A 24,581-nucleotide genomic window follows, 5' to 3' on the forward strand; every position below is an offset into this window, starting at 1 on the left:
GGTGCCTGTGGTTCACCCACGCGGGCTCCTCCGTTCGCTGGCGCTCACTACGGTGCCTGCTCCCACCCACCCTTGGTTCAGTTTGCGTGCTAGCGCACGCGGTGCGCGTGCTGCGCCCGCTTCTTGTGCGCGCTGGCGCGCGGTTCTCGTGCGCGCTGCCGCGCTTCATCTGCGCGCTATCGCGCGACTTCGAGAACGCGCGCCCCCGCTGATCGTTGTCCTCAGCAACCGCGGCGAACAGCACAAGCGCACAAACTCGCGCCGAGCGATCGGCATCGTAGGCGTCCTCGAACTCAAGATGGATCCAGCGCTCGTGACGTCGCCCACGGTCCGCAGACACATCCTCCTCCGGGAAGTCTCGAACAGGAGCTCCGAGCCCTGTGGATTCCGCAGAGGCCTAAACAAAGTCATCGGTCAGCGCCAGTGACTCGATGCGTCGCTTGAATGTTCGCCAGAGGTAAACCTGGTAGGCGGTGACTGCCGCGGTCAGAGCCGAGAGAACGGCGAACCACGGAGATTCTGGGTCACGGCCGACGACCGTGGCTGCGATCATCAGCGCGGCGAACGGAAGCGCGATGAACGTGCCGATCCGCGCCTGGACCAAGTCGTGACCGGCCAGTTTCCGGGCGGCCGTTCGTGTTGCGGGATCTGTCGGCACAGGTCCGCGCCGCGCGGCACGGAACACGGTGGGGTACTGATCGCGCGAGATCTCACCGAGGAGATCCTGTACTTCGCGCCGCGGCTTCGCGGCGGCCGCCGATGCCAGGACGCCGTACAGGAGCCCGCCAACAAGCCCGAACACGATCATCTCCAGCGGACCGTTGTCGGACAGGATGCCGACGGACATGACCGCACCGAACGGTACGCCGTACACCAGGCACAGGACCCATCGCGGAGCGGTGTGCAGGTATGCGCGCATCCTTGCCTCCTCAGGCCGGAGGTCTGGCGCTCGGCTCGCCTCGATCGGCGGCAGCGGCGAGAGCGCGTTGCTCTTCCAGCCGGCATCGAAGCCACCCAGCGAACGATTGCAGATCGTCGACGTGCAGGTACGAGATCGGCAGCCGACGCGGCTTGCCGTCGACCGGCCGAACGTTGAGAAAGGCGAAAAGCCACCGCCCGACAGGATCGCCGATGCTCGCGATGTTGCCCCAGGACAGCCGAGCCCGTTTGCTGCTCCCGTAGTGGATGCCGAAACCATCGACGCGAATGACGGGACGACGAGTGACAAGCTGCCAGACGGCGTAGCCGAACAGCCAGCACCACAACGGCGGTACGACGGCCGAGACAACGGTGATGAACGTCGACTCGCCCTCGTCCCGAAGGTTGTCAACCAACTGCCCGACCGAACTGAGCGTCAGCAACCCGAACAAGCCCGCCCTCCACCACAACGGTCGTCTGCGTTGCGGGAGCACCACCTCGCCACGCGACTCCCACTCCGCGGTCCAACTCGACGGTCCTTCATTCCCCAACTCACGCATCTGGTCCCTCCCCGGCGTTCCAGCACCTGGTACCCGCTGCGTACAGCCGCAACCGCGTCCCGCTACACCAGCCTGCTGACGGCCAGGTCCAGCGACCGCCGCCGACGGAGAACTCAATCGACCAGAAGCCGAAGCAACGCCAACTGAGAAGACGCTCCGATGATCTCCCCACTCGCTATCCGCTCGAGTACGGACGTCAACGGAATCCACGCGACTTCCTGGGCTTCGTTGATATCGGACGGTTCGCCGACTTAGTCGGCTCCGCGGGCGACGTAGATCAGGTTCTCCGCGTCGGCCAGACCAACGTTCGGCTGAGCCGACATCAAGTACTGCACATCCAGCGGCCGCCACCCAGTCTCTTCCTCGACCTCACGCGCCGCGGTGACGGCGGGGTCTTCGTCAGGGTCGACATAACCGCCCGGCAACTCCCATACCCACCGATCGATGATGAATCGATGCCGGCGCATCATCAGAACGCTGCCGCGACCGTTCAGCACCGCAACGATGGCGGCCTTGGGAATCCGCAGGACGTACTGCTCGAACGTGACCCCGTCAGGCAGCTCGACCGAGGCAACACTCAGCGTCAGCCGCCGCAAAGTATCGACGACCCGCTCACCGTGGATCGTCTGGTCGCTTCATGTACATCATCCGCCGCCATGCGCCCACGCTATCGAGGTCCCGGCAGCACACTCCCGTTCTAACGGCGTCGGCGGATCACGACGAAGGCGACCAGCGCCAATGTGGCGACGAAGGCGAGGAGGCCGTACGGGGTCGAATCCATGGATTCGAACCAGGCCGCATCGGAGTCACCTTCGCAGTAGCAGGGCGTGTAGTGGTCGACGATCAGCCAGGTCACCAGCCCCACGATCGCGGCGCCGATCGTGGCGAAGCATCCGATGGAGAGACACGAACCGGCACTGGACCCGTCTGTCGGCTCGCTCTCCATCGGACAAAGCTACTGGCGGTCAAGGCCACGTGGCCTCGACCACCGACAGAGGGCCGCGGACAAGACCGAACCTGTCCACGGCCCCCTCTTCACGCAGTCCGACGCGTCGCCGTCCCTAAGCCTTCGCAGGCAGCGTCGCCGGCTTGAACGACGGGCGGGTGGCCTCGTACGTCTCGATCTCGTCCGCGTGCGACAGCGTGATGCCGACGTCGTCCAGACCGTTGAGCAGCCGGTACCGCGTGTAGTCGTCGATCTCGAACGGCGCGGACAGCGCGCCGGCGGAGATCGTCTTCGCCTCGAGGTCGACCGTGACCTTCGTGCCGGGGTCTTTCTCGATCGTCGTCCACAGTTCCTCGACGACGTCCTCGGTGACGAGCGCGGCCAGCAGGCCGGCCTTGCCCGAGTTGCCGCGGAAGATGTCGCCGAAGCGCGCCGACACGACGACCCGGAAGCCGTAGTCCATCAGCGCCCAGACCGCGTGCTCGCGCGACGAGCCGGTGCCGAAGTCGGGGCCGGCGACCAGCACCGAGACCCCCTCGTACTCGGGCTGGTTGAGGACGAAGGCCGGATCGTTGCGCCAGGCAGCGAACAGCCCGTCCTCGAAGCCGGTCCGGGTGACCCGCTTCAGGTAGACGGCGGGGATGATCTGGTCGGTGTCGACGTTGCCGCGCCGCAGCGGGGCCGCGGTGCCGATGTGCTGGGTGAAGGCGTCCATGATTCCTTTGTCCTCAGACGTTCTCGGGTACGGCGACCTCGAGCGGCGGCAGGTCTGCCGGCGCGGCCAGGGTCCCGGTGACGGCGGTGGCAGCGGCGACGAGCGGCGACACCAGGTGCGTGCGCCCGCCCTTGCCCTGCCGGCCTTCGAAGTTGCGGTTCGACGTCGACGCGCTGCGCTCGCCCGGCGCCAGCTGGTCCGGGTTCATCCCCAGACACATCGAGCACCCCGCGCCACGCCACTCGGCCCCGGCGTCCTTGAAGATGACGTCCAGTCCCTCGGACTCGGCCTGCAGCCGCACCCGGCCGGATCCCGGTACGACGAGCATCCGGGTGCCGTCGGCAACCTTCCGCCCGGCCAGTACGCCGGCCGCCGCACGCAGGTCCTCGATCCGCCCGTTCGTGCAGGAGCCGAGGAACACCGTGTCGACCTGGATCTCCCGCAGCGGCGTACCGGCGGTCAGGCCCATGTACTCCAGCGCCCGCTCGGCCGCGACCCGGTCGTTCTCGGTCTCGAAGTCCGCCGGCGACGGCACGTCGGCCGACAGCGGCAGGCCCTGACCCGGATTGGTGCCCCAGGTGACGAACGGCGCGACCTCCTCGGCCCGCAGGACGACCTCGCGGTCGAACGACGCGTCCGCGTCGGTGGCCAGGCTGTTCCAGTACTCGACCGCGGCTTCCCAGTCGACGCCCTGCGGCGCGTGCGGCTTGTCCTTCAGGTACGCGTACGTCGTCTCGTCCGGCGCGATCATGCCGGCCTTCGCGCCCCACTCGATCGACATGTTGCAGATCGTCATCCGCGCTTCCATCGACAGCGCGCGGATCGCCTCGCCGCGGTACTCGACGATGTAGCCCTGGCCGCCGCCGGTGCCGACCTGCGCGATCAGCGACAGCACCAGGTCCTTGGCCGAAACACCGTCCGGCAGTACGCCGTCGACGGTGACCGCCATCGTCTTCGGCCGGGCCTGCATCAGCGTCTGGGTCGCGAGCACGTGCTCGACCTCGCTGGTGCCGATCCCGAACGCGATCGCGCCGAACGCGCCGTGCGTCGAGGTGTGGCTGTCACCGCAGACGACGGTCATGCCCGGCTGGGTCAGCCCGAGCTGCGGGCCGATCACGTGCACGACGCCCTGGTCGGGGTCGCCGAGGGTGTGGATCCGGATGCCGAACTCCTCGGCGTTCTTGCGCAGCGTGTCGACCTGCGTGCGCGAGACCGGGTCGGCGATCGGCTTGTCGACGTCGTACGTCGGGACGTTGTGGTCCTCGGTCGCGATCGTCAGGTCCGGGCGGCGGACCGCCCGGTCGGCCAGCCGGAGACCGTCGAAGGCCTGCGGGCTGGTCACCTCGTGGACGAGGTGGAGGTCGATGTAGAGGAGGTCGGGTTCCCCGTCGGCGTGACGCACGACATGTGCGTCCCAGACCTTTTCCGACAACGTCCTGCCCATCAGACTTCTCCTTCGGGTGGTGTACTGAGGTGCGCTTTCGCTCACAGTGCGCCGAAGAGGGGCGTACAAGCGACTTGCGTTCCACGATTCGAGACGGCAATATCGTCTCATGGACAACTCTAGCGGAGTCGGCGTTCTCGACAAAGCAGCTCTCGTTCTGTCCGCACTCGAGTCCGGGCCGGCGACCCTGGCCGGACTCGTGGCGGCGACGGGGCTGGCCCGCCCGACGGCACACCGGCTCGCCGTCGCGCTCGAGCACCACCGGCTGGTGGGGCGCGACATGCAGGGCCGCTTCGTGCTCGGGCCGCGCCTGAGCGAGCTCGCCTCCGCTGCCGGTGAGGACCGCCTGCTGGCGACCGCCGGTCCGGTCCTGGCCCGTCTGCGCGACATCACCGGTGAGTCGGCGCAGCTGTTCCGCCGCCAGGGTGAGTACAGAGTGTGTGTCGCGGCCGCCGAGCGTCCGTCCGGTCTGCGCGACACCGTCCCGGTCGGCAGCCAGCTGACGATGGCCGCTGGATCCGCCGCTCAAATACTGCTGGCCTGGGAGGACCCGGAGCGCATGCACCGTGGACTCCACAACGCCACCTTCAACGCCGCGGCCCTGGCCGGCGTACGGCGTCGTGGGTGGGCGCACTCGGTCGGCGAACGCGAGCAGGGCGTCGCCTCCGTGTCGGCCCCGGTCCGCTCCCCCTCCGGCAAGGTGATCGCGGCCGTGTCGGTCTCCGGCCCGATCGAGCGCCTGTCCCGCCAGCCCGGCCGGATGCACGCGCCGGCCGTGATGGCCGCCGCCGAGCGACTCTCCGAGGCTTTGCGGCGCGCGTCCGAGTAACTCCGTACGACAGAAGGCCTGACCGCACACCCCCGCGGTCAGGCCTTCTTCTTTTGCCCCGGCTGTTGCGGCCCGCCCTCGCCGGAGCTTCTGCTGTCTCCTCGGCTATCTTGCGGCTCGACCACAACTCCCCCGCGCCCTCTTGTCCCGGTCCGGCGCACGGGATCACGATGAAGTCGGGTTGCGGCCCGTCCGGGCCGGCCCGTGGAGGTCGGCGGATGCCTGGATCAACAGCCGTTGGCGACTGGCTGTCGGTGGGATGGAAGATGCTCGTCGTGCGCGGCGCGGTCGGCATCGTGTTCGGGATCCTGGCCATTGCCTGGCCGCTCTCGACGGCGATCGCACTCGCGCTGCTCTGGGGCTTCTGGGCCTTGATGGACGGCATCGGTTCGCTGGTGCAGGCGTTCCAGCCGGAGGCGGAAGGCAGCCGGCTCTGGCTGGTGGTGATGGGAGTGATCGCCCTGGTCGCGGCGTTCTTCGCGATCTTCAGTCCGGCGACGACCGCGGTGACCCTGACCTGGATCCTCGGCATCTGGCTGATCGTCCGCGGAGTGTTCGAGGCGATCGGCGCCTTCGGCAGCAACTTGGCGACCCCGCGCTGGCTGCTGCTGCTCAGCGCCGCGCTGTCGATCCTGATCGGGATCCTCTTCGCGGCCAATCCCGGCGCGGGCGCGGTCACCATCGCGACCTGGCTGGGCATCGCGGCCCTGGCCTGGGGAGGCGTCTTCGTCCTGGGCGGTCTCGCCGTACGCCGGGAGCTCACCGGTCACACCACCGTGATCCCGCCAGGTGCCGCACCTCAACCCTGAGCCCTACCGTCGCCGGGCTCATCACCCAAGAACCCACAAGTCGCCGGAGCAACCAGAAGCGCCTCTCACCCGGAGGTGAGAGGCGCTGTTTTCTCTGGTAGCCCCGACGGGATTCGAACCCGCGCTACCGCCTTGAGAGGGCGGCGTGCTAGGCCGCTACACAACGGGGCCAGAGCGTTGTTGCATGGTCCTTGCGGACCGGCAACGAGGAAGGACTCTACCGATTTTCATCGGCCGGGTCCAATCACTCGCTGGGGTACTAGGACTCGAACCTAGACTAACTGAACCAGAATCAGACGGGCTGCCAATTACCCCATACCCCAAAGGCATTTCACCGAGTTCGGGAGGTTGTTTCCGCCCTCACGACCTGGCTCAGAGAGCATACCGAAGTCCGGGCCCAGACACCAAAACGAGTCCCCGCTGAACCAGATGTCACTCGTGTCACACCAGTCTCCTGCCCGGTCCACCGACCACCGGCGCGTGCACCAGCGGCAGGTCGCACGTCGTCCCCAGGTGCAGCTTGCGCGCCAGCAGCACGGCCACCGCGCCGAACAGCACGAACTTCGACACGTCCACCGCCACCAGACCCCAGCCCGCGTCCGAAGCGTTCAGGCTGGCACTCACGCTGTTGGTCAGCGCGGCGTAGATGAACGTCACCACGTTGTTCGCCGCGTGCGCCGCGATCGACGCCTCCAGCCCACCGGTCCGTACGGCGAGGAAGCCGGCCACCAGCCCGAACGCGAAGCGGTCCAGGAACAGCGCCGGGCTCTCCCACGGCCACACCCCGTGCGCCATCGTGAACAGCACCGTCGTGACCACCACCGCGACCACCGAGCTGCGCACGAACGCACCGACCGCCTGCAGCAGGTAGCCGCGGAAGAAGTACTCCTCTCCCGCCGCCTGCAGCGACGAGGTGAGCAGCACGACCGCGATCACGCCGGCCGCGTCCGCGGCCGCACCCTTGCCGCCGTCGCCGAGCAGCTCGATCCCGCCGACCTTGATCACGCCGAGCATCACCAGCTCGACCACGACGGCGGCCAGCCCGAACCACAGCATCGGCCGCCACCGGATCCGGCCGACCACCGACGACAGCAGTCCCGGCGTCTGGTGGTTCAGCCGGGTCGCGACGACCATCGCCAACGGGATCAGCACGATCAGCGTCAGGTTCGTGGTCAGCAGCCCGAACCACGAGATCGTCCCCTCGGGATCCTTGCGGATGCCGAACGCGATCACCTGGATCACCAGGCTGAGGAACATCCACCCGGCCAGTACGGCGAACGCGCCGAGCACCACGGTCCACCCGGCCGTGACCGGGTTGCGCAGCAGCCGGTGGTACGGCTGCGCGCCCGCGTCCCGGGGATCCACGGTGGACCCGGGGCGCGGCGTCGCGTCGTACGGCATCAGCTCACTCCGCCGGAAGCAGCGTGCGGGCGTGCTCGAGCCGGTGCAGCGACCGGTCCCGGCCGAGCAGCTCGAGCGACTCGAACAGCGGCGGCGAGATCCGGCGGCCCGAGATCGCGACCCGGACCGGGCCGAACGCGTTCTTCGGCTTGAGCCCCAGTCCCTCGATCAGCGAGGCGCGCAGCGCGGCCTCGATCGCCTCGGTGGTCCAGTCGGACAGGTTCGACAGCGCCTTCACCGACGCCTCGAGGACGGCACCGGCGTCACCGGTCAGCACCTTGCCCGCGGCATCGGCGTCGACCTTGAACGCCTCGTCGGGGACGAACAGGAAGCCGAGCATGTCGACCGCCTCGGACAGCGAGTTCATCCGCTCCTGCACCAGCGGTACGGCGGCGGTCAGCAACTGCTGCTGCTCGTCGGTCGGCTCGGCCGGCAGCACGCCCGCCTTGGCCAGGAACGGCACCACCCGGCGGCCGAACTCGGCCGGCTCCAGCAGCCGCATGTGGGAGGCGTTGATCGCCTCGCACTTCTTCGGGTCGAACCGGGCGGCGTTCGAGTTCACCTTGCGGATGTCGAAGGCCTCGACCATCTCGGTCATCGTGAACACGTCCCGGTCCTCGGCGATCGACCAGCCGAGCAGGGCCAGGTAGTTCAGCAGGCCCTCGGGCAGGAAGCCGCGCTCCATGTACTCGCCCAGACCCGCGCCCGGGTCGCGCTTGGACAGCTTCTTGTTGCCCTCACCCATCACGAACGGCAGGTGCCCGAACCGCGGCGTCCGGCCGGAGCCGATGCCGATCTCGGCCAGCGCCTCGTACAGCGCGATCTGCCGCGGCGTCGACGGCAGCAGGTCCTCGCCGCGCAGCACGTGGGTGATCTCCATCAGCGCGTCGTCGACCGGGTTCACCAGCGGGTACAGCGGGAACCCGTTGGCCCGGACCAGGACGTAGTCGCCCAGGTTCTCGGGCAGGAAGGTGATCTCGCCGCGGACCAGGTCGGTGAAGGTGATCGGGCGGTCCGGCATCCGCAGCCGGACGACCGGGCGCCGGCCCTCGTCGACGTACGCCTTGACCTGCTCGTCGGTCAGCGTGCGGCAGTGGCCGTCGTACCCGCTGTGCTGGCCGGCCTGACGCGCCGCCTCGCGCCGCTGGTCGAGCTCCTCCTGCGAGCAGTAGCAGTGGTACGCCTTGCCGGCCTGCAGCAGCTTGGCCACGACGTCGGCGTAGATGTCCATCCGCTCGGTCTGCTTGTACGGGCCGAAGTCGCCGCCGACCTCGGGACCCTCGTCCCAGCCGATATCGAGCCAGCGCAGCGAGTCGAGCGTGTACTGCAGCGCCTCGGGGGTGTTGCGGGCCGCGTCGGTGTCCTCGATCCGCAGGACCAGCTTGCCGCCGTAGTGGCGGGCGAAGGCCCAGGCGAACAGGGCGGTGCGGATGTTGCCGACGGTCAGCAGACCGGTCGGGGAGGGCGCGAACCGCAGGCGGACCTGCGCTGGCTCAAGGCCGCCGAGTACGTCGTCGTCGGTCGGGGCAGGCCTGTCAGTCACGCACGATCACCTTGTTCGTCAGAGTTCCGATTCCTTCGACACTGATCGCGACCTCGTCGCCGGGCAGCATCGGACCGACACCCGCGGGGGTCCCGGTGAGCACCACGTCGCCGGGCAGCAGCGTGGTGAAGGAGGTGATGTAGGCCAGCACCTCCGGGATGTCGAAGATGAACTGCGAGGTCCGGCCGTCCTGCTTCGGCTCGCCGTTCAGCTCCGTGCTGACCCGGACGTCGGAGACGTCCAGGTCGGTCTGGATCCAGGGACCGAGCGGGCAGAAGGTGTCGTACCCCTTGGCCCGGGCCCACTGGCCGTCGCTCTTCTGCAGGTCGCGCGCGGTCACGTCGTTGGCGATCGTGTAGCCGAAGATCACCTCTTCGGCCCGCTCGCGGGGCAGGTCGCGGCAGATCCGGCCGATCACGATCGCCAGCTCGCCCTCGAAGTGCAGGTTGTTGGTCTGCTCGGGGTAGACGATGCCGTCGCGCGGGCCGATCACCGACGTGTTCGGCTTGAGGAAGATCATCGGCTCGGCCGGTACGTCGTTGCCCAGCTCGGCGGCGTGGTCGGCGTAGTTGCGCCCGACGCAGACCACCTTGCTGCGCGGGATCACCGGGGCCAGCAGCCGGACGTCGGCCAGCTGCAGCACCTCGCCGGTGAGCTGGACCGGCCGGTACAGCGGGTCCGAGTCGAGGACGGCGACGGTGCCGACAAGACCTTCGGGGTCGTCGGTCTCGACAAGCCCGTACTTCGGTTCGTCGTCGACGGAGAATCTGGCGATACGCACGGCTGGCCTTCAGTCGAGGGAATGAACGGCCCGAGCCTACCGCCGGACCCAGTCGACCACTCGATCCGGTGACCTGGTCCCCCCTCCAGCCGCCCGGCGCCGAAGCCCACCGCGACCTCTCTTCTCCTTCTGTCGTTCTTCTTCTTTTCCTGTCACTCGTCCCGAATGAGACAGTGGTCCCGTGACGACCAATCCGACCCCGTTCACGATCCGCCTGGCCGAGCCCGCGGAGTACGCCGCCGTCGGCGAACTGACCGCCGAGGCCTACGCCAACGACGGCTTCATCCCGGCCAACTCCGACTACGGCGACACTCTGCGCGCCGCCGCGGACCGCGCCGAACGCGCCGAGCTCTGGGTCGCCACCGACGGCACGGACCTGCTCGGCACGGTCACGTACTGCGTACCCGGCTCCTTCTACGGTGAGATCGGTCAGCCCCACGAGGGCGAGTTCCGAATGCTCGGCGTCTCGGCCAAGGCCCGCGGCCTCGGCGTCGGCACCGCGCTGACCAAGCACTGCATCACCCGCTCCCGCGAGCTGGGCTTCACCCACCTCGTCCTGTCGAGCGCCGACTACATGAAGCCCGCCCACCGCATCTACGAACGCCTCGGCTTCACCCGCGTCCCTTCCCGCGACTGGTCCCCCCGCCCCGGCGTCCACCTGTACGCCTACTCCCTGGCACTGTGACTCTCGTTCTCTCCCCCAGCGAATGGGAACCACTCGCCGCAGCGCACGCGGCGCGGGTGGACGAGCTCGTCGCCGGTCATCTCGCACGCCGTCAGCGCCGTGAAGCCCACCCGGTCGAGGACTTCCTCTTCACCTACTACTCCACCCGCCCGAACCAGCTCCGCGTCTGGCACCCCGGCCCGGGAGTCAGCCTCGCCGGCGCCACGGCGTACGAAGGCCGCAAGGGCTACCTGTACGCCGACGGCGCCGCGCAACTGGACCCCGCGGAGATCGAGCGTCGTACGGACTCCATCACCTGGATCCGCCGCCTCCTCGCGGCGACGCTCGACCGCCAGCCCCAGTTCGGCTGCTTCGGCCTGCACGAGTGGGCGATGGTCTACCGCTTGCAGCCCGGCGAGGTCCGGCACGAGAAGTGGCCGCTCAGACTAGGGGCCGAGGGCACCGACCAGGTCGTCGAGTCGCACAAGATCGCCTGCTCCCACTTCGACGCCTTCCGCTTCTTCACCGAACCGGCGCGCCCGCTCAACGTCCTGCACCCCACCCGTGACCTCCAGCCCGACCTGGAACAAGGCGGCTGCCTGCACGCCAACATGGACCTCTACAAGTGGGCCACCAAACTCGCCCCCTTCACCCCCAGCCCCCTCCTCCTGTCCTGCTTCGAACTCGCCAAGGACATCCGCACCCTGGACATGCAGGCCTCCCCGTACGACCTGGCCCCGCTCGGCTACTCCCCCATCCCCATCGAAACCCCCACCGGCAAAGCCGAGTACGCCGCCGCCCAACGCACCTTCGCCACCCGAGCCAAGCCACTCCGCGAACAACTCATCGCCCTCTGCGACGAGCTGCTCAGCACCACGCACTAGCCTCGAACCATGACCGAGCTCTGGACTCCGGACGACCTCCAGCGCATCGCGTCCGCCGACGAACTGCAGATCGCCCCCAGGCGCACCGACGGAACCTTGCGACGCTGGGTGCCGATCTGGGTCGTGTGCGTCGACGAGCAGGTCTACGTCCGCACCTGGTACCGCCGAAACACCGGCTGGTTCGCTCACGTGCTCGACTCCCACCGGGCCTGCGTCCGCGTCCCCGGTCTGCAGACCGACGTCTCCGTCGAGCACGTCGGCACCGGATCAGAGCGGCTGCGGGCCGACGTCGACACGGCGTACCGCACGAAGTACGCGCGCTACGGCACCTCGACAGTCGACCAGATGGTGGCTCCCGAAGCCGCAGCCACCACGCTGCTCCTCGCCCGGGAGCAGGACCGGCTCAGCTGACCTTCGTCGCCTTCAGCGCGAACAGCAACGGAATCCTTGGCGCCTCGTCCGGTAAGCGCCACCAGCCCTCTGGCGTCTGGACCATCGACGGCCAGCGGGGCCACTGGAGCACCTCGGACTCGCGCAGGCTGTCGATCCGCAGCCCCGCGGCCGACAGCGTGGTGACCAGCTCTCCCAGGCCGTGCATCCACTCGTAGCTCGTGTTGCGGCCCGGCACCTCGTCGCCCGTGTACGTCACGGTCGACTCGTGCGCGATCGCCCCGCGCCCTTCCAGGTAGTCGTGCCTCAGCACCAACTCGTCCGACTCTCCCGGCAACCCGACCGGCCGCAACGAATTCAGCAACGGGTGGAACTCCACGATGTAGACGAACCCACCCGGCTTGAGCAACCTCGTGACCACCTCGGCCCACTTCGCCAAGTCAGGCAGGTAACACAGCGCGCCCTTCCCGGTGTAGACCACGTCGAACTGCCGTCCCCCGAGCGCCTCCCCCGCGTCGTACACGTTGGCCCGCACGTACTCGACCCCGACGCCGGCCTTGTCGGCAAACCGCCGCGCCTCGTCGAGCGAGCGCCCCGACAGATCCAGCCCGAACGTCTTCGCGCCCCTCCGCGCAAAGGCGATCGTCTCGGTCCCCAGGTGACACTGCAGGTGGACAAGATCCCGCCCACCGAGCTCCCCCAGGTCGTCCCACTCGTAGTCGGCGAACCAGAACTCCGCCGGCCGCTCGTAGAACGCGCTCGCCGCATGCAGTGGAGCCCGCGCGTCCCAGTCCGCCTCGTTCGCGGCCACCCGCGCCAGCTCGTCCGCCTCCAACGCCACCGGCTTCTCCTTCTGTCGCCTGATCCGGTCCTCGTCCTCCCAGTCTCTCCAGGCCCAGGTCCAGGCATCCCCACTCAGGCTCATCTCCGCTCACCCGGCGTCACGAGTTTCCCCCTCGGAAGCAGTCCCGTGAACAGTCGCCGCGCCCCCGGACCGTCCCGAGAGCGTTCCCCCAGCTCTGCTCACCCAGCGTGACTCTACTCCCGTCGGCCACGCTGAGTAATCACGTTTGGGTCTCACTCGGCACCAGCTCCCCGATCGCGCTTGCTATAGCAGTCGACCACCGGAAGCGCCAGCACCGACACGCTGCGCTGATTGACTTTCCGGCGTTCGCTCGACCACAATTCGAACACATGTTCGATGCAAGGACAAACCGCGGGGAATCGGGGAGCGTGAGGATCTGTGATGCCGGAACCGTTCGACTGGGACATTCTGGAGCGACCGTCGGCGATGGCGATGGTGCGGGGCCAGCTCGGTTTCAGCTGGATGGTGCTGGCCGGGCGACTGGCGGCACTGACCGACGACGAGTACTTCTGGCGACCGAGCGCCGAGGCGCTGACCGTCGTACGGCGCCGGCATGCCGGCCGCTTCCGGTCCCTCGGATCGGGTGAGTGGGTGGCGCAGTGGCCGGACGAGCCCGACCATCGTGGGCCGCGGACGATCGCCTGGCTGATCGCGCACCTGACCGAGACGTTCTTCGAGCGCTGGGAGTGGACCTTCGGCGAGCGGATCCAGGGCCGCACCGACATCACCCTGCACGGAAACGCCCGCGACGCGGTCGCCTGGCTGGCCCACTGGGTCGACGCCTGGCAGGACTCGATCGCCGCGCTGGACGAGGAGCAGGTGACGACGGTCGGCCTCAGTCAGGCCACCGAGCTGGACGCCGCGGAGCCGTTCGGCCATGTCGTCCTGCGGCTCAACCGGGAGCTGATCCATCACGGATCCGAGATCATGACACTCCAGGATCTGCATGCACTGGCTGCCTGAAACCACTAGATGTGCGACACGCGGCGCGTCAATGCACTACATGTCGGGGTCTACCGCTAGTGTTCTGCGTGCTGGTGGTTCTGCCCGGGTGACGCGACCAAGCGCGGCCGGGCAGAGGCAACAGGGGAATCCGGTGTGAGTCCGGAGCTGCCCCGCAACGGTGAGCGGACAGGTCGTCCGCGAGTCCGAGTACCTGCCACCGGTGCGCGTACCGCCGGTACGCGTCGGTCCGAGACCTCGTGGGTGGGTCGGTGGGCGTCAAGGCAGTCGTACTCGCCGTACTGTCTTGCGTCGCGCGCTCGTCCACAGGTCGTGGTCCCCCGGAACTCGCGTGGAGAGAGCGCCTGTGACCATCGTTTCGTCTTCGTCGCCGACCGCATCGGGCGCGCTGCCCGACGCGTCCGCGTCCCAGCTGACCGTCGTCCGCCGCGACGGCGCCAGCACCGCGTTCGACCCGACCAAGATCGCGGTCGCCGTGAGCAAGGCCTTCCTGGCCGTCGAGGGTGCCGAGGCCGGCACCAGCCACCGCGTCCGTGACCTCGTCACCGATCTGACCGCCCGAGTCGTCACGGCTCTGACCAGCCGCGGTGACTCGCGCCGGAGCGTCCAGGTCGAGGACATCCAGGACCAGGTCGAGCTGGCTCTGATGCGCGCGGGAGAGCATCAGGTCGCCCGTGCCTACGTCCTGTACCGCGAAGAACGCACCAAGGCCCGGACACCGGTTGACGCGGCCGGGGTCACCAAGGCGCCGGTCGTCACTGTCCGTGCTGCCGACGGAAGCACAGCGCCACTGGACGTCGCCCGTCTCCGCCTCGTCATCGCCGAGGCGGCCGCCGGTCTGGACGCCGTCGACCCCGAGCAGATCCTCGACGAGACCCTCGGCTCCTGCTACGACGGCATCGCCCAGCACGAGGTCGAGCTCGCCCTGGTGATGGCCGCCCGGTCGTACGTCGAGACCGAGCCGCAGTACAGCCAGGCCGCCGCGCGTCTGCTGCTCGACCAGATCCGCCGCGAGACGCTCGGCCGGGTCCACGGCGAGCCCCGGCAGGCGACCCAGGCCGACATGAGCACGGCGTACGCCGAGTACTTCCCGCGCTACATCAGCACCGGGATCGAGGCCGGGCTGCTCGACCCCGAGCTGGCCACCTTCGACCTCGGCCGGCTGGCCGCGGCGATCAGGCCCGAGCGCGACCTGGACTTCGCGTTCCTCGGCCTGCAGACCCTGTACGACCGGTACCTGCTGCACATCGACAAGATCCGCTTCGAGCTGCCGCAGGCGTTCTATCTGCGGGTCGCGATGGGCATGGCGCTCAAGGAGGACGACCGCGAGACCCGGGCGCTGGAGTTCTACGAGCTGCTCAGCTCGTTCCGCTTCATGTCGTCGACGCCGACCCTGTTCAACTCCGGTACGACGCGGCCGCAGCTGTCGTCGTGCTTCCTGACCACGGTCGACGACGACCTGTCCGGCATCTTCGCCGGCATCCGCAACAACGCCCTCCTGGCCAAGTACTCCGGCGGCCTGGGCAACGACTGGACCCCGGTCCGCGGCATCGGCGCCAAGATCCGCGGCACCAACGGCGAGTCCCAGGGCGTCGTCCCGTTCCTGAAGATCGCCAACGACACCGCCGTCGCGGTCAACCAGGGTGGCAAGCGCAAGGGCGCGGTCTGTGCGTACCTCGAGACCTGGCACATGGACATCGAGGAGTTCCTCGACCTGCGCAAGAACACCGGTGACGAGCGCCGCCGCACCCACGACATGAACACGGCGAACTGGGTGCCCGACCTGTTCCTGCAGCGGGTCGAGGCCGGCGGCGACTGGACGCTGTTCTCCCCCGACGAGGTCCCGGACCTGCACGACCTGTACGGCGCGGCCTTCGCGACGGCGTACGAGAACTACGAGGCCGCCGCGGACCGCGGCGAGATCCGGGTGTTCCGCCGGGTCAAGGCCGTCGACCTGTGGCGCCGGATGCTGACCGTGCTGTTCGAGACCGGTCATCCGTGGATCACCTTCAAGGACGCCTGCAACCTGCGGTCGCCGCAGCAGCACGACGGCGTGGTGCACTCCTCCAACCTGTGCACCGAGATCACGCTGAACACCACCGTCGACGAGACCGCCGTCTGCAACCTCGGCTCGGTCAACCTGGTCGCCCATCTGACGGAGACCGGCCTGGACGCGGAGCTCCTGCGCGACACGGTGAAGACCGCGGTCCGGATGCTCGACAACGTGATCGATGTGAACTTCTACACCACGCCGGAGTCGGAGCGCGCGAACCAGCGGCACCGCCCGGTCGGCCTCGGCCTGATGGGCTTCGCCGACGCGCTGTTCGCGCTGCGCATCCCGTACTCCTCCGACGCGGCCGTCGAGTTCGCCGACGTCTCGATGGAGGCGATCAGCTACCACGCGATCGAGGCCTCGACCGATCTCGCCGCCGAGCGCGGGACCTACCAGACGTACGACGGTTCGCTGTGGAGCCAGGGCGTCCTGCCGATCGACTCGCTCGAGCTGCTGCGGACGGCGCGCAACGGCGACGTCCAGCTCGACACCGGCCGGACGCTCGACTGGGAGGCGCTGCGCGCGAAGGTGCTGAAGGACGGCATGCGCAACTCCAACGTGCTGGCGATCGCGCCGACCGCGACGATCTCCAACATCTGCGGGGTCAGCCAGTCGATCGAGCCGACGTACAGCAACCTGTTCGTGAAGTCGAACATGTCCGGTGAGTTCACCGTCGCCAACCCGTACCTGGTCGCCGACCTGAAGGCGCGCGGGCTGTGGGACCAGGTGATGGTCTCCGATCTGAAGTACCACGACGGCGTACTGGCCCGGATCGAGCGGATCCCGGCCGACCTGCGCGAGCTGTACGCGACCGCGTTCGAGATCGAGCCGCTCTGGCTGATCAAGGCGGCGTCGCGGCGGCAGAAGTGGATCGACCAGGCGCAGTCGCTCAACCTCTACATGTCGGCCCCGTCCGGCAAGGCGCTCGACGAGCTGTACCGGTCGGCCTGGCGGTACGGGCTGAAGACGACGTACTACCTGCGCTCCCAGTCGGCCACCCACGTGGAGAAGTCGACGCTGAAGGGGACCGACGGCCGGCTCAACGCCGTACCGGTTGCCCCGGCTGCAGCTCCGGCAGCAGCTCCGGCCCCGGTGCCCGCTCCGGTCGCCGCGGTGCCGGCCACTCCCCCGCCGGCGGTGCCGGTCGTCCCGATGGACGACACGTTGCTCCCGGCCCCTGCCCTGTGCAAGATCGACGACCCTGACTGCGAGGCCTGCCAGTGACCACCACCTCCACCGGACTCGGTGAGATCACCGTCGGCGCGGGCCGGGTCGAGGTCGCCGACAAGGCGATGATCAACGCGCGCGCCGACGTCAACCAGCTGCTCCCGCTGAAGTACCAGTGGGCCTGGGACAAGTACCTTGCCGCCTGCAACAACCACTGGATGCCGACCGAGGTCTCGATGCAGGCCGACATCTCGCTGTGGAAGAGCAAGGACGGCCTGACCGAGGACGAGCGCCTCATGCTGAAGCGCAACCTCGGCTTCTTCGCCACCGCGGAGTCCCTGGTCGCGAACAACATCGTGCTCGCGGTCTACCGCCAGCTGACCAACCCCGAGTGCCGGCAGTACCTGCTGCGCCAGGCGTTCGAGGAGGCCGTGCACACGCACACCTTCCAGTACATCTGCACCTCGCTCGGGCTGGACGAGGGCGAGCTGTTCAACATGTACCGCGAGGTCCCGTCGATCGCCGACAAGGACGCCTGGGCGCTGAAGTACACCCGGCACCTGGAGGACGGCAACTTCCGGACCGGCACGCCGGAGGCCGACACCGACTTCCTGCGCGACCTGATCGCGTTCTACGTGGTCTTCGAGGGCATGTGGTTCTACACCGGCTTCGCCCAGATCCTGTCGCTCGGCCGGCGCAACAAGATGGTCGGCATCGCCGAGCAGTACCAGTACATCCTGCGCGACGAGTCGATCCACCTGAACTTCGGCATCGACTGCATCAACCAGATCAAGCTGGAGAACCCGCAGCTGTGGACGCCCGAGTTCCAGGCCGAGGTCCGCCAGATGCTCACCGAAGCCTGCGAACTGGAGGTCGCCTACGGCCGCGCCACCATGCCCAACGGCATGCTCGGCCTCACGGCAGACCTGTGCGAGCAGTACATGCACTTCGTCACCGACCGCCGCGCCGAACAAATCGGCATCCAGCCGATCTTCAACGAAACCCGCAACCCCTTCGGCTGGATGTCCGAGGTGATGGACCTCAAGAAGGAAAAGAACTTCTTCGAAACCCGAGTCATCGAGTACCAGTCAGCCTCAGGCCTCACCTGGGACTAACCCAGCAAACCCCTCGCGCACAGAGTCACCTCGCATCCCCGTTCGCCCCCACCCGCACCACGAGCGGGGGCGAACGCCACCGAGAACAAGCGGCGACGGGTGGGGTCGGCAAGCTGCAGGGGGCCGGCGGCTCACCAGCCGCTACGGACGTCGGGCAACTCGGCGCAGTGGCGACCACACTCAGCCTGCTGCTGTACCGCGCCGCGCGCAGTTGGCGAGCGCAGACGAGGCCGGCAAGCCACGGACGGCGGCTCGGCGCCGCGGCCTCCACACTCAGCGTCCTGCCGTACGGCGCCTCGACGTACGCGGCAGGCGAGGTCCGCAAGCGGCGAGCGGCACGAGGCCCGGTGCAGTGGCCACCACACTCAGCGTTCTGCCGTACGACGCCGCGGCGTAGGCGGCAGGCGCCGAGCGGCGGACGGGCGGGCGGCAGCTCGGTGCGGTGGTCACCACACACTCGACCTCCTGCTGTACGACGCCGCCGCGTTGGCTGCAGGCGGCGGACGGGCTCGGTGCGGTGGTCACCACGCCCAGCCTGCTGACGCCGCGGCCTAGGCGGTGGGCCGGGTCGGCAGCCGGCGGGTGCCGGGCAGCAGCCGGCTCGGTGCGGTAGCCGGCTCGGTGCGGTAGCCGGCTCGGTGCGGTAGCCGGCTCGGTGCGGTAGCCGGCTCGGTGCGGTAGCCGGCTCGGTGCGGTAGCCGGCTCGGTGCGGTAGCCGGCTCGGTGCGGTAGCCGGCTCGGTGCGGTAGCCGGCTCGGTGCGGTAGCCGGCTCGGTGCGGTAGCCGCCTGCGCTGCGGCGCAGGCGGCAGGCTAATCGACCACGCTCAGCGCCGGCGGCACGCGCAGGGCGGTGGACGCCGGGCGCCGAGCAGCAGGCAGCCTCCGACAGCAGGCACGCGGCACGCGGCACCCGGCACCCGGCACCCGGCACCCGGCACCCGGCACCCGGCGGGAGCCTCCTATGGGCGGGGCTTTTCTAGTAGTTCGAGGATTTCGGTTGTTGTGCCTGATTCGCCCAGGCGGGGGAAGATTGTTTGGAGGGTGAAGGCGTGGCCCTCGGCCGACAGGTCTGACATTGCGTCGGTGGCGAGGGTGACGTGGTAGCCGTGGGCGTAGGCCTCGCGGGCGGTGGTGTCGACGCCGATGCTTGTGGCGATGCCGGTGAGGACGATCTGGGTGATGCCTCGGCGGCGCAGGTGGAGGTCGAGGTCCGTGCCGTAGAAGCCGCCCCAGTTGCGTTTGGTGACGATGATGTCTTCGGGATGACCAGCCAGGGCGGGGACGATGTCGGAGCCGTCGGGTACGGGCGTGCCGCCGCTCGGGCGTTGGTACTCCGTACGGCCGGGGACCGAGTCGGCTGGAGTGGCACGGACTCGGACCAGGACGACCGGCAAGGAACGGGCACGGAAGGCGGTGGCCAGTTCGGCGGTGCGGGTGATGACGTCGGCGGCGGAGTACGGCGCGACGGGGAGGGCGGCGACGGCGTTCTGGAGGTCGATGACGACCAGCGCGGTGCGTTCGTCGAGAGTGGTGACAGCCACGGGAGGAAGGCCTTTCACTTGATTCGGGTGAGGGATCGGTCCAGCACGGTGAGGACGAACAGCAGGACGCCGACACCGAGCAGGAACCAGGACAGTTCGTGCAGACCGGAAGTGGTCGCACCGTCGGAGAAGAACGAGGCATTGGCCGCGGCGGCAGTCAGCGCGCCGAGGTAGGTACACGTACGGAGCAGACCCGCGGACGACCCCATCCGCGCCGGATCCGCTTGGTGGTACAGCGCGTTCTGGTTGGCCAGCCCGTTCAGCCCTTGCGGGAACCCGGCCAGTACGCCGAGCCCAACCAGCACCCACAACGCACTCCCCGCGCCAGCAATCTGAAGCGCGCCACAGGCAACGAGCAGAATGATGCTCCCGGCCACCAACTTCCCCCGGACCGCGGCACTCCGCCCGGTGATCGCCGTGATCGTCACCGCGGCCAGCGACATCGGCAGCAGCACCAGCCCCGCCGTCGGCGCGCTGAGCGACCGCCCTTCCTCCAGCCACTGGGTGAAGCCGTAGAGGAACGAGTACGAGACCACGAAGGTGCAGATCTGCCGTCCGTACGTCGCCAGCAGCGGCCCGTTCCCTCCGAGCACTCGCAGGTCGATGAAAGGATCGGCCGCGCGCAGCTCCCGCCAGGTGAACGCGACGCCGAACGCCACCGCCACCCCGACCAGCACTACCGTGGACCAGCTCGGCTTCATCAGGAAGAACATGAAGCTGACCAGCATCGCCGCGAACAACAGGATCCCCGCCACGTCCAGCCGTCCTTCGCCGGCCGAGGCCCTTGCCCGGGGCAACCACACGAAGCCGAGCACGACACACGCCAGCGACAGCGGCACGTTCACGGTGAAGATCAGATGCCACCCGCCGAGCCCAATCAGCAGCCCGCCCAGCGTCGGCCCGATCACCGCGATCACCTGGTTGGCGATCGACAACGCGCTCAGCACTCCCGTCGGGCTGGCCATCCCGGTCCGGTCGGCCTCGCTGCGGATCAGCGACATCGACGCCGGGTACGCCGCCGAGGTCCCGAACCCGAGCAGCACTCGCGAGGCGATCAGTACGCCGAGCGACGGCGCCAGCGCGCCGAGCAGACCGGCGACGCCGACGAGCGCCGTACCGATCAAGTACAGGGGGCGTGGTCCGTAGCGGTCGACCAGCCGGCCCATCACCGGCTGCCCAACGGCGGTCGCCAGGTACAACCCGGTCACCAGCCAAGCCGTGTCGGCCGGCCCGGCCCCGAAAGCCGCGCCGATCGGGATCAGCGCGACCGCCAGCATCGACGAGTTGATCGGGTTGAGAATCGACCCGAGCATCATCGGCGCGATCAACCGCCGATCGAACCGCCCACCCGCGTCAGGCAAGCCGCCGGCCTCAGCCAAGGCATCGGCGTCACGCGAGGCATCGCCGTCGGCCGACGCACCCGCACCAACCGAAGCACCGACCTCAGCCGACCCCACCCGCCCCGACCCACCAGAACTCACCCCTGAGTCACCTCGTCCAGCAACGCCAGCGCCCTGATCAAATCCCGCCGCTGCCCCTCGCTCAACCGCTCCTGCAAAACCGAAGCCAGCCATTCCTGCCGCACCTGACGCCCACCCTGCAAGTGCTCAACCCCCGCCGCGGACAACGACAACACCTGCCGCCGCTTGTCCAGCGGATCAGGGCTCCGGGCAACGAACCCCAGCTCCAGCAGTACGCCGACCGTCGCCGCCATCGACTGCGGCCGGACCCGCTCCGCCGTCGCCAGCGCGCTCGCCGTCGCCGGTCCGTCCTTGTCCAGCCGGCTCAGCACCGACGACTGCGACGGCGTCAGGTCCTCGGCCGCGGCCAACTCCCGCAGCCGCCGGCGCACCCGCCCGAGCACTACCCGTACATCGCCGGCCGCCTGCACGGCCGATTCCGAGATCTCCACCCCTCCACCCTAGACCTTCAGTCCAAACTGATCAGTCCAGCCTGTCCATTCCGGTCCAGGCAGCGCCTAACCCGCCCCCGCCAGCCGCGCGTCAACAGCCGCCGGCGAGTACACCTCGTTCACCACCAGCCGCGCCATCCCGTCCAACGCGGCATGGTCCGCCAGCTGCCCGGTCGCCACCGTCAGATGCCGGGTCGCCCGCGGCAACGTCGACTGATAGAGCACCTCATGCACCCCGGCCACGAAGTCCGTGTGCGCCAGATCCCCCGCGATCATCAGCACCCCGGGATTGATCACGCTCACCACCGTCGCCAGCACCTCACCCACCCGCCGGCCGGCCTCCCGCGCAAGCCGCAACGCGTCCGGCTGACCCGATTGCAGCAACGCCCGTACGTCGGCGCCGGACCGCGCCGTGACCCCGAGCTCGGTCAGCGCCGACGCGAGCGCACCACCACTGGCCACCGCGGCCAGGCACCCGATCGACCCGCACTGGCACTTCGCGTCGCCCGCGTCCCGGACGCGGATGTGCCCGATGTCCCCGGCACCGCCGTCGATCCCGCGGAACACCGTGTCCCCGATCACCACGCCCGCGCCGATTCCGGTCGACACCTTCACCAGCACGAACGCCGGTGAGTCCGGATAGCCCGCCGACTGCTCGCCCAGCGCCATCGCGTTCGCGTCGTTGTCGACCAGCACCGGTACGTCGTACCGGCGGCGCAGGTGCTCGCGGATCGGGTACTCGTCCCAGCCCGGCATGATCGGCGGCCGGATCACCAGCCCGGTGTCGAACTCGACCGGCCCGGGCACCGACACCCCGATCCCGGCCAGTTCGTCAGCTGAACGCCCGGCCTCGGCGAGCAGCCTGTCGAACCAGTCGGACAACGTGTCCAGCACGACATCCGGGCCGTCGGCAATGACCAGCTCCCCCGAGTGCTCGGCCAGTACGCCGCCCGCCAGGTCCATCACCGCGGCCCGCGCGTGCCGGGTGTCGAGATCAGCCGCCAGTACGACGGCATGCTGTACGTCGAACCGCAGCACCACCGGCGGCCGGCCGCCGGTCGAGACGGTCGATCCCGCCTCGACCAGCCAGCCGTTGCCGAGCAGCGGCTCGATCCGCTGGCCGAGCGTCGAGCGCGACAGCCCGGACAGCTCCTGCAGCTCCCCGCGGGTCCCGGCCTGGCCGGTCCGGACGAGGTGCAGCAGCCGTCCCGCGGACGTCGTCGCGTCAGCCCTTGTCTGCCCCACTCGTCAGCCCTTCCGTCAGCAACCGTTCGGCGCCGTAGAACATGAGTACCACCGGCAGCGTCAGTACGACGGATCCTGCCATCAGCACGGTCTTCGGCACCTCCACCCCGTTCGCCAACTGCTGCAGCCCGAGCGACACCGTCCAGTGGTCCGGCTCGGCCGCCAGGAACAGCAACGCGAACAGGAACTCGTTCCACGCGATCATGAAAACGTACAGGGATGTCGCCATCACCGACGGCGCCGCCAGCGGCAGCACCACCTTGCGCAGGATCTGGAACCGGGACAGCCCGTCGATCGCGGCCGCCTCCTCGATGCTGACCGGCACGGTGCTGAAGTAGCTGCGCAGCATGTAGATCGCGACCGGCACGGTCTGCGCGATGTAGACGACGATCAGCCCGATCAGGCTGCCCTGCAGACCGACCTTCGCGAACATCACGAACAGCGGCACGGCCAGCAGCGTCGCCGGGAACAGGTAAACGCCGAGGAACAGCGCGCTCACCTTGCGGTGCCCGGTGAAGCGCAGCCGGCTGACGGCGTACGCGCCCGGGATCGCGACCAGCAGCGTGAGCAGCATCGCGCCGATCGAGACGATCGCGGAGTTGCGCAGCATCAGCGGGAAGCCCTGGCCGCCGTTCTCGACCGAGGTCAGCACCGACCGGTACGAGTCGAGGCTGAACTCTTTGGCCGACACCCAGATCCGGCCGGGGTCGAGCAGCAGCTCGTCGATCGGCTTCACCGACAGCAACACCATGTAGTAGAAGGGGAACAGCGTCGCGATCACCAGCACGGCGATCACCACCCACCGCATGATCCCGAAGAAGCGGATCTGGAAAGCGTCCCTGGTCATGCCTGGTCCTCCTGCACGCGACGACCGAAGAAGCGGAAGTACAGCCCGAGCAGCACGATCAGTACGACGGCCAGCACGACCGCCTGCGCCGATGCGAGCCCGACGTCGAACCGCGCGGTCAGGAACCGGTACACCCGGACCGCGACCACGTCCGTGCCCGCGCCGCCCCCGGTGAGCAGGTAGACGTCGTCGAACTTGTTGAACGTGAAGATGAACCGCAGCACCGACAGCAGCGCGATCACCGGCATCAGCTGCGGCAGCAGGATGAACCGGAACCGCTGCCACGGCGTGGTCCCGTCGACCACTGCCGCTTCCTCGAGCACCGCCGGCACGGCCTGCATCCGGGCGATCAGGAACAGGAACGCGAACGGGAAGTACCGCCAGGTCTCGAACGCGATCACCGTGAACAGCGCCATCGGGACCGGGACTCCGAGTACGTCGTAGGAGCGCTGGGTCAGGAAGGCGATCGGCCGGTCCCAGCCGAGCCACTCGACGCCGAAGTGGTTCACGACCCCGAGGTCGGGGCTGAGCAGCACCTGCCAGACGAACGCGACCGCCACCACCGGAGCGACGTACGGCAGCAGCATCGCGCCGCGGATCAGCGCCCGGCCGCGGAACGGCTTGCGCAGCGCGAGCGCGGCGATCAGGCCGACCACGATCGAGCCGAGCGTCGAGCCGACCGTGTAGACGACGGTGGTCCACAGCGACGACCAGAAGCCGGGCGAGCTGAAGACGCGTTCGAGGTTGCGCAGGGTCCAGTGACCCCACAGGCCCTGGCTCTGGATGTCGACCAGCCGGACGTTCTGGAACGCGAGCAGCAGCGTCCACAGGATCGGCAGCACGACGACGACCAGCACGATCACGAGCGTCGGCGAGACCAGCGTCAGGCCGGCCCGGTTCTCCTCACGGCGGCGGGCATTCTGCTGCTTGCGGCGGCGCGGTGCGGGCGGCTGAACGGCCGCGGGCTTGTCGGTCACGGTTGTCATCT

Annotated in this window: 25 protein-coding genes, 2 tRNA genes and 1 riboswitch; of the genes, 8 read left to right on the top strand and 19 right to left on the bottom strand. The window is 68.8% G+C overall.

Features of this window, described 5'->3' with window-relative positions; translation table 11 throughout:
* Window positions 1-397 precede the first annotated feature (397 nt).
* From HDA39_RS16450 to leuC, 6 genes are all read right to left on the bottom strand, one after another.
* Window positions 398-919, bottom strand: coding sequence for a hypothetical protein (locus HDA39_RS16450; RefSeq protein ID WP_184796084.1), 522 nt, complete (start codon window positions 917-919; stop codon window positions 398-400).
* 10 nt (window positions 920-929) lie between these two features.
* Complete coding sequence (locus tag HDA39_RS16455) at window positions 930-1,370, bottom strand: hypothetical protein (protein ID WP_184796085.1); 441 nt, start codon at window positions 1,368-1,370, stop codon at window positions 930-932.
* A 359-nt stretch (window positions 1,371-1,729) separates the two neighbouring features.
* Complete coding sequence (locus HDA39_RS16460) at window positions 1,730-2,074, bottom strand: NUDIX hydrolase (protein WP_238356073.1); 345 nt, start codon at window positions 2,072-2,074, stop codon at window positions 1,730-1,732.
* 101 nt (window positions 2,075-2,175) lie between these two features.
* Window positions 2,176-2,424 carry a hypothetical protein gene (locus HDA39_RS16465; protein WP_184796086.1) on the bottom strand — a complete coding sequence of 83 codons (249 nt, stop codon included), beginning with the start codon at window positions 2,422-2,424 and terminating at the stop codon, window positions 2,176-2,178.
* 115 nt (window positions 2,425-2,539) lie between these two features.
* Window positions 2,540-3,139, bottom strand: coding sequence for a 3-isopropylmalate dehydratase small subunit (leuD, locus tag HDA39_RS16470; RefSeq protein WP_184796087.1), 600 nt, complete (start codon window positions 3,137-3,139; stop codon window positions 2,540-2,542).
* A gap of 13 nt (window positions 3,140-3,152) precedes the next feature.
* Complete coding sequence (gene leuC / locus HDA39_RS16475) at window positions 3,153-4,583, bottom strand: 3-isopropylmalate dehydratase large subunit (RefSeq protein WP_184796088.1); 1,431 nt, start codon at window positions 4,581-4,583, stop codon at window positions 3,153-3,155.
* Window positions 4,584-4,692: 109 nt separating this feature from the next.
* Here leuC and HDA39_RS16480 point away from each other — a divergent pair, with 109 nt between their 5' ends.
* Complete coding sequence (locus HDA39_RS16480) at window positions 4,693-5,412, top strand: IclR family transcriptional regulator (RefSeq protein ID WP_012922430.1); 720 nt, start codon at window positions 4,693-4,695, stop codon at window positions 5,410-5,412.
* Window positions 5,413-5,630: 218 nt separating this feature from the next.
* Entirely contained in the window at window positions 5,631-6,221 is a 591-nt protein-coding gene (locus HDA39_RS16485) for an HdeD family acid-resistance protein (RefSeq protein WP_202893017.1), read from the top strand.
* Between the two features lie 95 nt (window positions 6,222-6,316).
* Here HDA39_RS16485 and HDA39_RS16490 read toward each other — a convergent pair.
* From HDA39_RS16490 to HDA39_RS16510, 5 genes are all read right to left on the bottom strand, one after another.
* A tRNA-Glu gene (locus HDA39_RS16490) sits at window positions 6,317-6,392 on the bottom strand.
* 80 nt (window positions 6,393-6,472) lie between these two features.
* A tRNA-Gln gene (locus HDA39_RS16495) sits at window positions 6,473-6,544 on the bottom strand.
* Between the two features lie 118 nt (window positions 6,545-6,662).
* Entirely contained in the window at window positions 6,663-7,622 is a 960-nt protein-coding gene (locus tag HDA39_RS16500; protein WP_184796089.1) for a CPBP family intramembrane glutamic endopeptidase, read from the bottom strand.
* A gap of 4 nt (window positions 7,623-7,626) precedes the next feature.
* On the bottom strand, window positions 7,627-9,165 hold the full coding sequence (gene gltX, locus HDA39_RS16505) for a glutamate--tRNA ligase (protein ID WP_184796090.1): 1,539 nt from the start codon (window positions 9,163-9,165) through the stop codon (window positions 7,627-7,629).
* Complete coding sequence (locus tag HDA39_RS16510; RefSeq protein ID WP_184796091.1) at window positions 9,158-9,946, bottom strand: fumarylacetoacetate hydrolase family protein; 789 nt, start codon at window positions 9,944-9,946, stop codon at window positions 9,158-9,160. Before HDA39_RS16510 ends, gltX begins: the two co-directional genes overlap by 8 nt.
* Before the next feature lie 181 nt (window positions 9,947-10,127).
* Here HDA39_RS16510 and HDA39_RS16515 point away from each other — a divergent pair, with 181 nt between their 5' ends.
* The 3 genes from HDA39_RS16515 to HDA39_RS16525 are packed head-to-tail and all read left to right on the top strand — an operon-like array spanning window position 10,128 to window position 11,905.
* Window positions 10,128-10,631: a GNAT family N-acetyltransferase gene (locus HDA39_RS16515; protein WP_184796092.1), complete on the top strand. Its 504-nt coding sequence runs from the start codon at window positions 10,128-10,130 to the stop codon at window positions 10,629-10,631.
* Window positions 10,628-11,494 carry a 3-methyladenine DNA glycosylase gene (locus HDA39_RS16520; protein ID WP_184796093.1) on the top strand — a complete coding sequence of 289 codons (867 nt, stop codon included), beginning with the start codon at window positions 10,628-10,630 and terminating at the stop codon, window positions 11,492-11,494. Before HDA39_RS16515 ends, HDA39_RS16520 begins: the two co-directional genes overlap by 4 nt.
* A 9-nt stretch (window positions 11,495-11,503) precedes the next feature.
* A complete protein-coding gene (locus HDA39_RS16525; protein WP_184796094.1) occupies window positions 11,504-11,905 on the top strand; it encodes a DUF2255 family protein in 402 nt (133 codons plus the stop codon).
* Here the strand turns inward: HDA39_RS16525 and HDA39_RS16530 are convergent.
* Entirely contained in the window at window positions 11,898-12,809 is a 912-nt protein-coding gene (locus HDA39_RS16530) for a class I SAM-dependent methyltransferase (protein ID WP_184796095.1), read from the bottom strand. The genes HDA39_RS16525 and HDA39_RS16530 overlap by 8 nt on opposite strands.
* A 321-nt stretch (window positions 12,810-13,130) precedes the next feature.
* Here HDA39_RS16530 and HDA39_RS16535 point away from each other — a divergent pair, with 321 nt between their 5' ends.
* From HDA39_RS16535 to HDA39_RS16545, 3 genes are all read left to right on the top strand, one after another.
* Window positions 13,131-13,712, top strand: coding sequence for a DinB family protein (locus HDA39_RS16535; protein ID WP_184796096.1), 582 nt, complete (start codon window positions 13,131-13,133; stop codon window positions 13,710-13,712).
* Window positions 13,713-13,770: 58 nt separating this feature from the next.
* Window positions 13,771-13,927, top strand: a riboswitch (cobalamin riboswitch).
* 131 nt (window positions 13,928-14,058) lie between these two features.
* Complete coding sequence (locus HDA39_RS16540; RefSeq protein WP_184796097.1) at window positions 14,059-16,989, top strand: ribonucleoside-diphosphate reductase subunit alpha; 2,931 nt, start codon at window positions 14,059-14,061, stop codon at window positions 16,987-16,989.
* Window positions 16,986-18,047 (top strand): ribonucleotide-diphosphate reductase subunit beta, encoded by a 1,062-nt coding sequence (locus HDA39_RS16545; RefSeq protein WP_184796098.1) that lies wholly within the window; start codon window positions 16,986-16,988, stop codon window positions 18,045-18,047. Before HDA39_RS16540 ends, HDA39_RS16545 begins: the two co-directional genes overlap by 4 nt.
* 273 nt (window positions 18,048-18,320) lie before the next feature.
* On the opposite strand, the gene HDA39_RS16550 is transcribed toward HDA39_RS16545, so the two are convergent.
* The 7 genes from HDA39_RS16550 to HDA39_RS16580 all read right to left on the bottom strand — a co-directional run bounded on the left by HDA39_RS16550 (window position 18,321) and on the right by HDA39_RS16580 (window position 24,579).
* Entirely contained in the window at window positions 18,321-18,572 is a 252-nt protein-coding gene (locus tag HDA39_RS16550; protein ID WP_184796099.1) for a hypothetical protein, read from the bottom strand.
* A gap of 435 nt (window positions 18,573-19,007) precedes the next feature.
* Window positions 19,008-19,589 (bottom strand): isochorismatase family protein, encoded by a 582-nt coding sequence (locus HDA39_RS16555; protein ID WP_184796100.1) that lies wholly within the window; start codon window positions 19,587-19,589, stop codon window positions 19,008-19,010.
* A gap of 14 nt (window positions 19,590-19,603) precedes the next feature.
* Window positions 19,604-21,070 (bottom strand): MFS transporter, encoded by a 1,467-nt coding sequence (locus tag HDA39_RS16560; RefSeq protein ID WP_202893018.1) that lies wholly within the window; start codon window positions 21,068-21,070, stop codon window positions 19,604-19,606.
* Window positions 21,067-21,501 carry a MarR family transcriptional regulator gene (locus tag HDA39_RS16565; RefSeq protein ID WP_202893019.1) on the bottom strand — a complete coding sequence of 145 codons (435 nt, stop codon included), beginning with the start codon at window positions 21,499-21,501 and terminating at the stop codon, window positions 21,067-21,069. Before HDA39_RS16565 ends, HDA39_RS16560 begins: the two co-directional genes overlap by 4 nt.
* Window positions 21,502-21,567: 66 nt before the next feature.
* Window positions 21,568-22,746 (bottom strand): ROK family protein, encoded by a 1,179-nt coding sequence (locus HDA39_RS16570; protein WP_184796101.1) that lies wholly within the window; start codon window positions 22,744-22,746, stop codon window positions 21,568-21,570.
* On the bottom strand, window positions 22,727-23,593 hold the full coding sequence (locus tag HDA39_RS16575; protein ID WP_184796102.1) for a carbohydrate ABC transporter permease: 867 nt from the start codon (window positions 23,591-23,593) through the stop codon (window positions 22,727-22,729). The genes HDA39_RS16570 and HDA39_RS16575 overlap by 20 nt, the downstream gene beginning before the upstream one ends.
* Window positions 23,590-24,579 (bottom strand): carbohydrate ABC transporter permease, encoded by a 990-nt coding sequence (locus HDA39_RS16580; protein WP_184796103.1) that lies wholly within the window; start codon window positions 24,577-24,579, stop codon window positions 23,590-23,592. Before HDA39_RS16580 ends, HDA39_RS16575 begins: the two co-directional genes overlap by 4 nt.
* Window positions 24,580-24,581: the final 2 nt, after the last annotated feature.

The sequence above is a fragment of the Kribbella italica genome (assembly GCF_014205135.1).
Lineage (GTDB): Bacteria > Actinomycetota > Actinomycetes > Propionibacteriales > Kribbellaceae > Kribbella > Kribbella italica.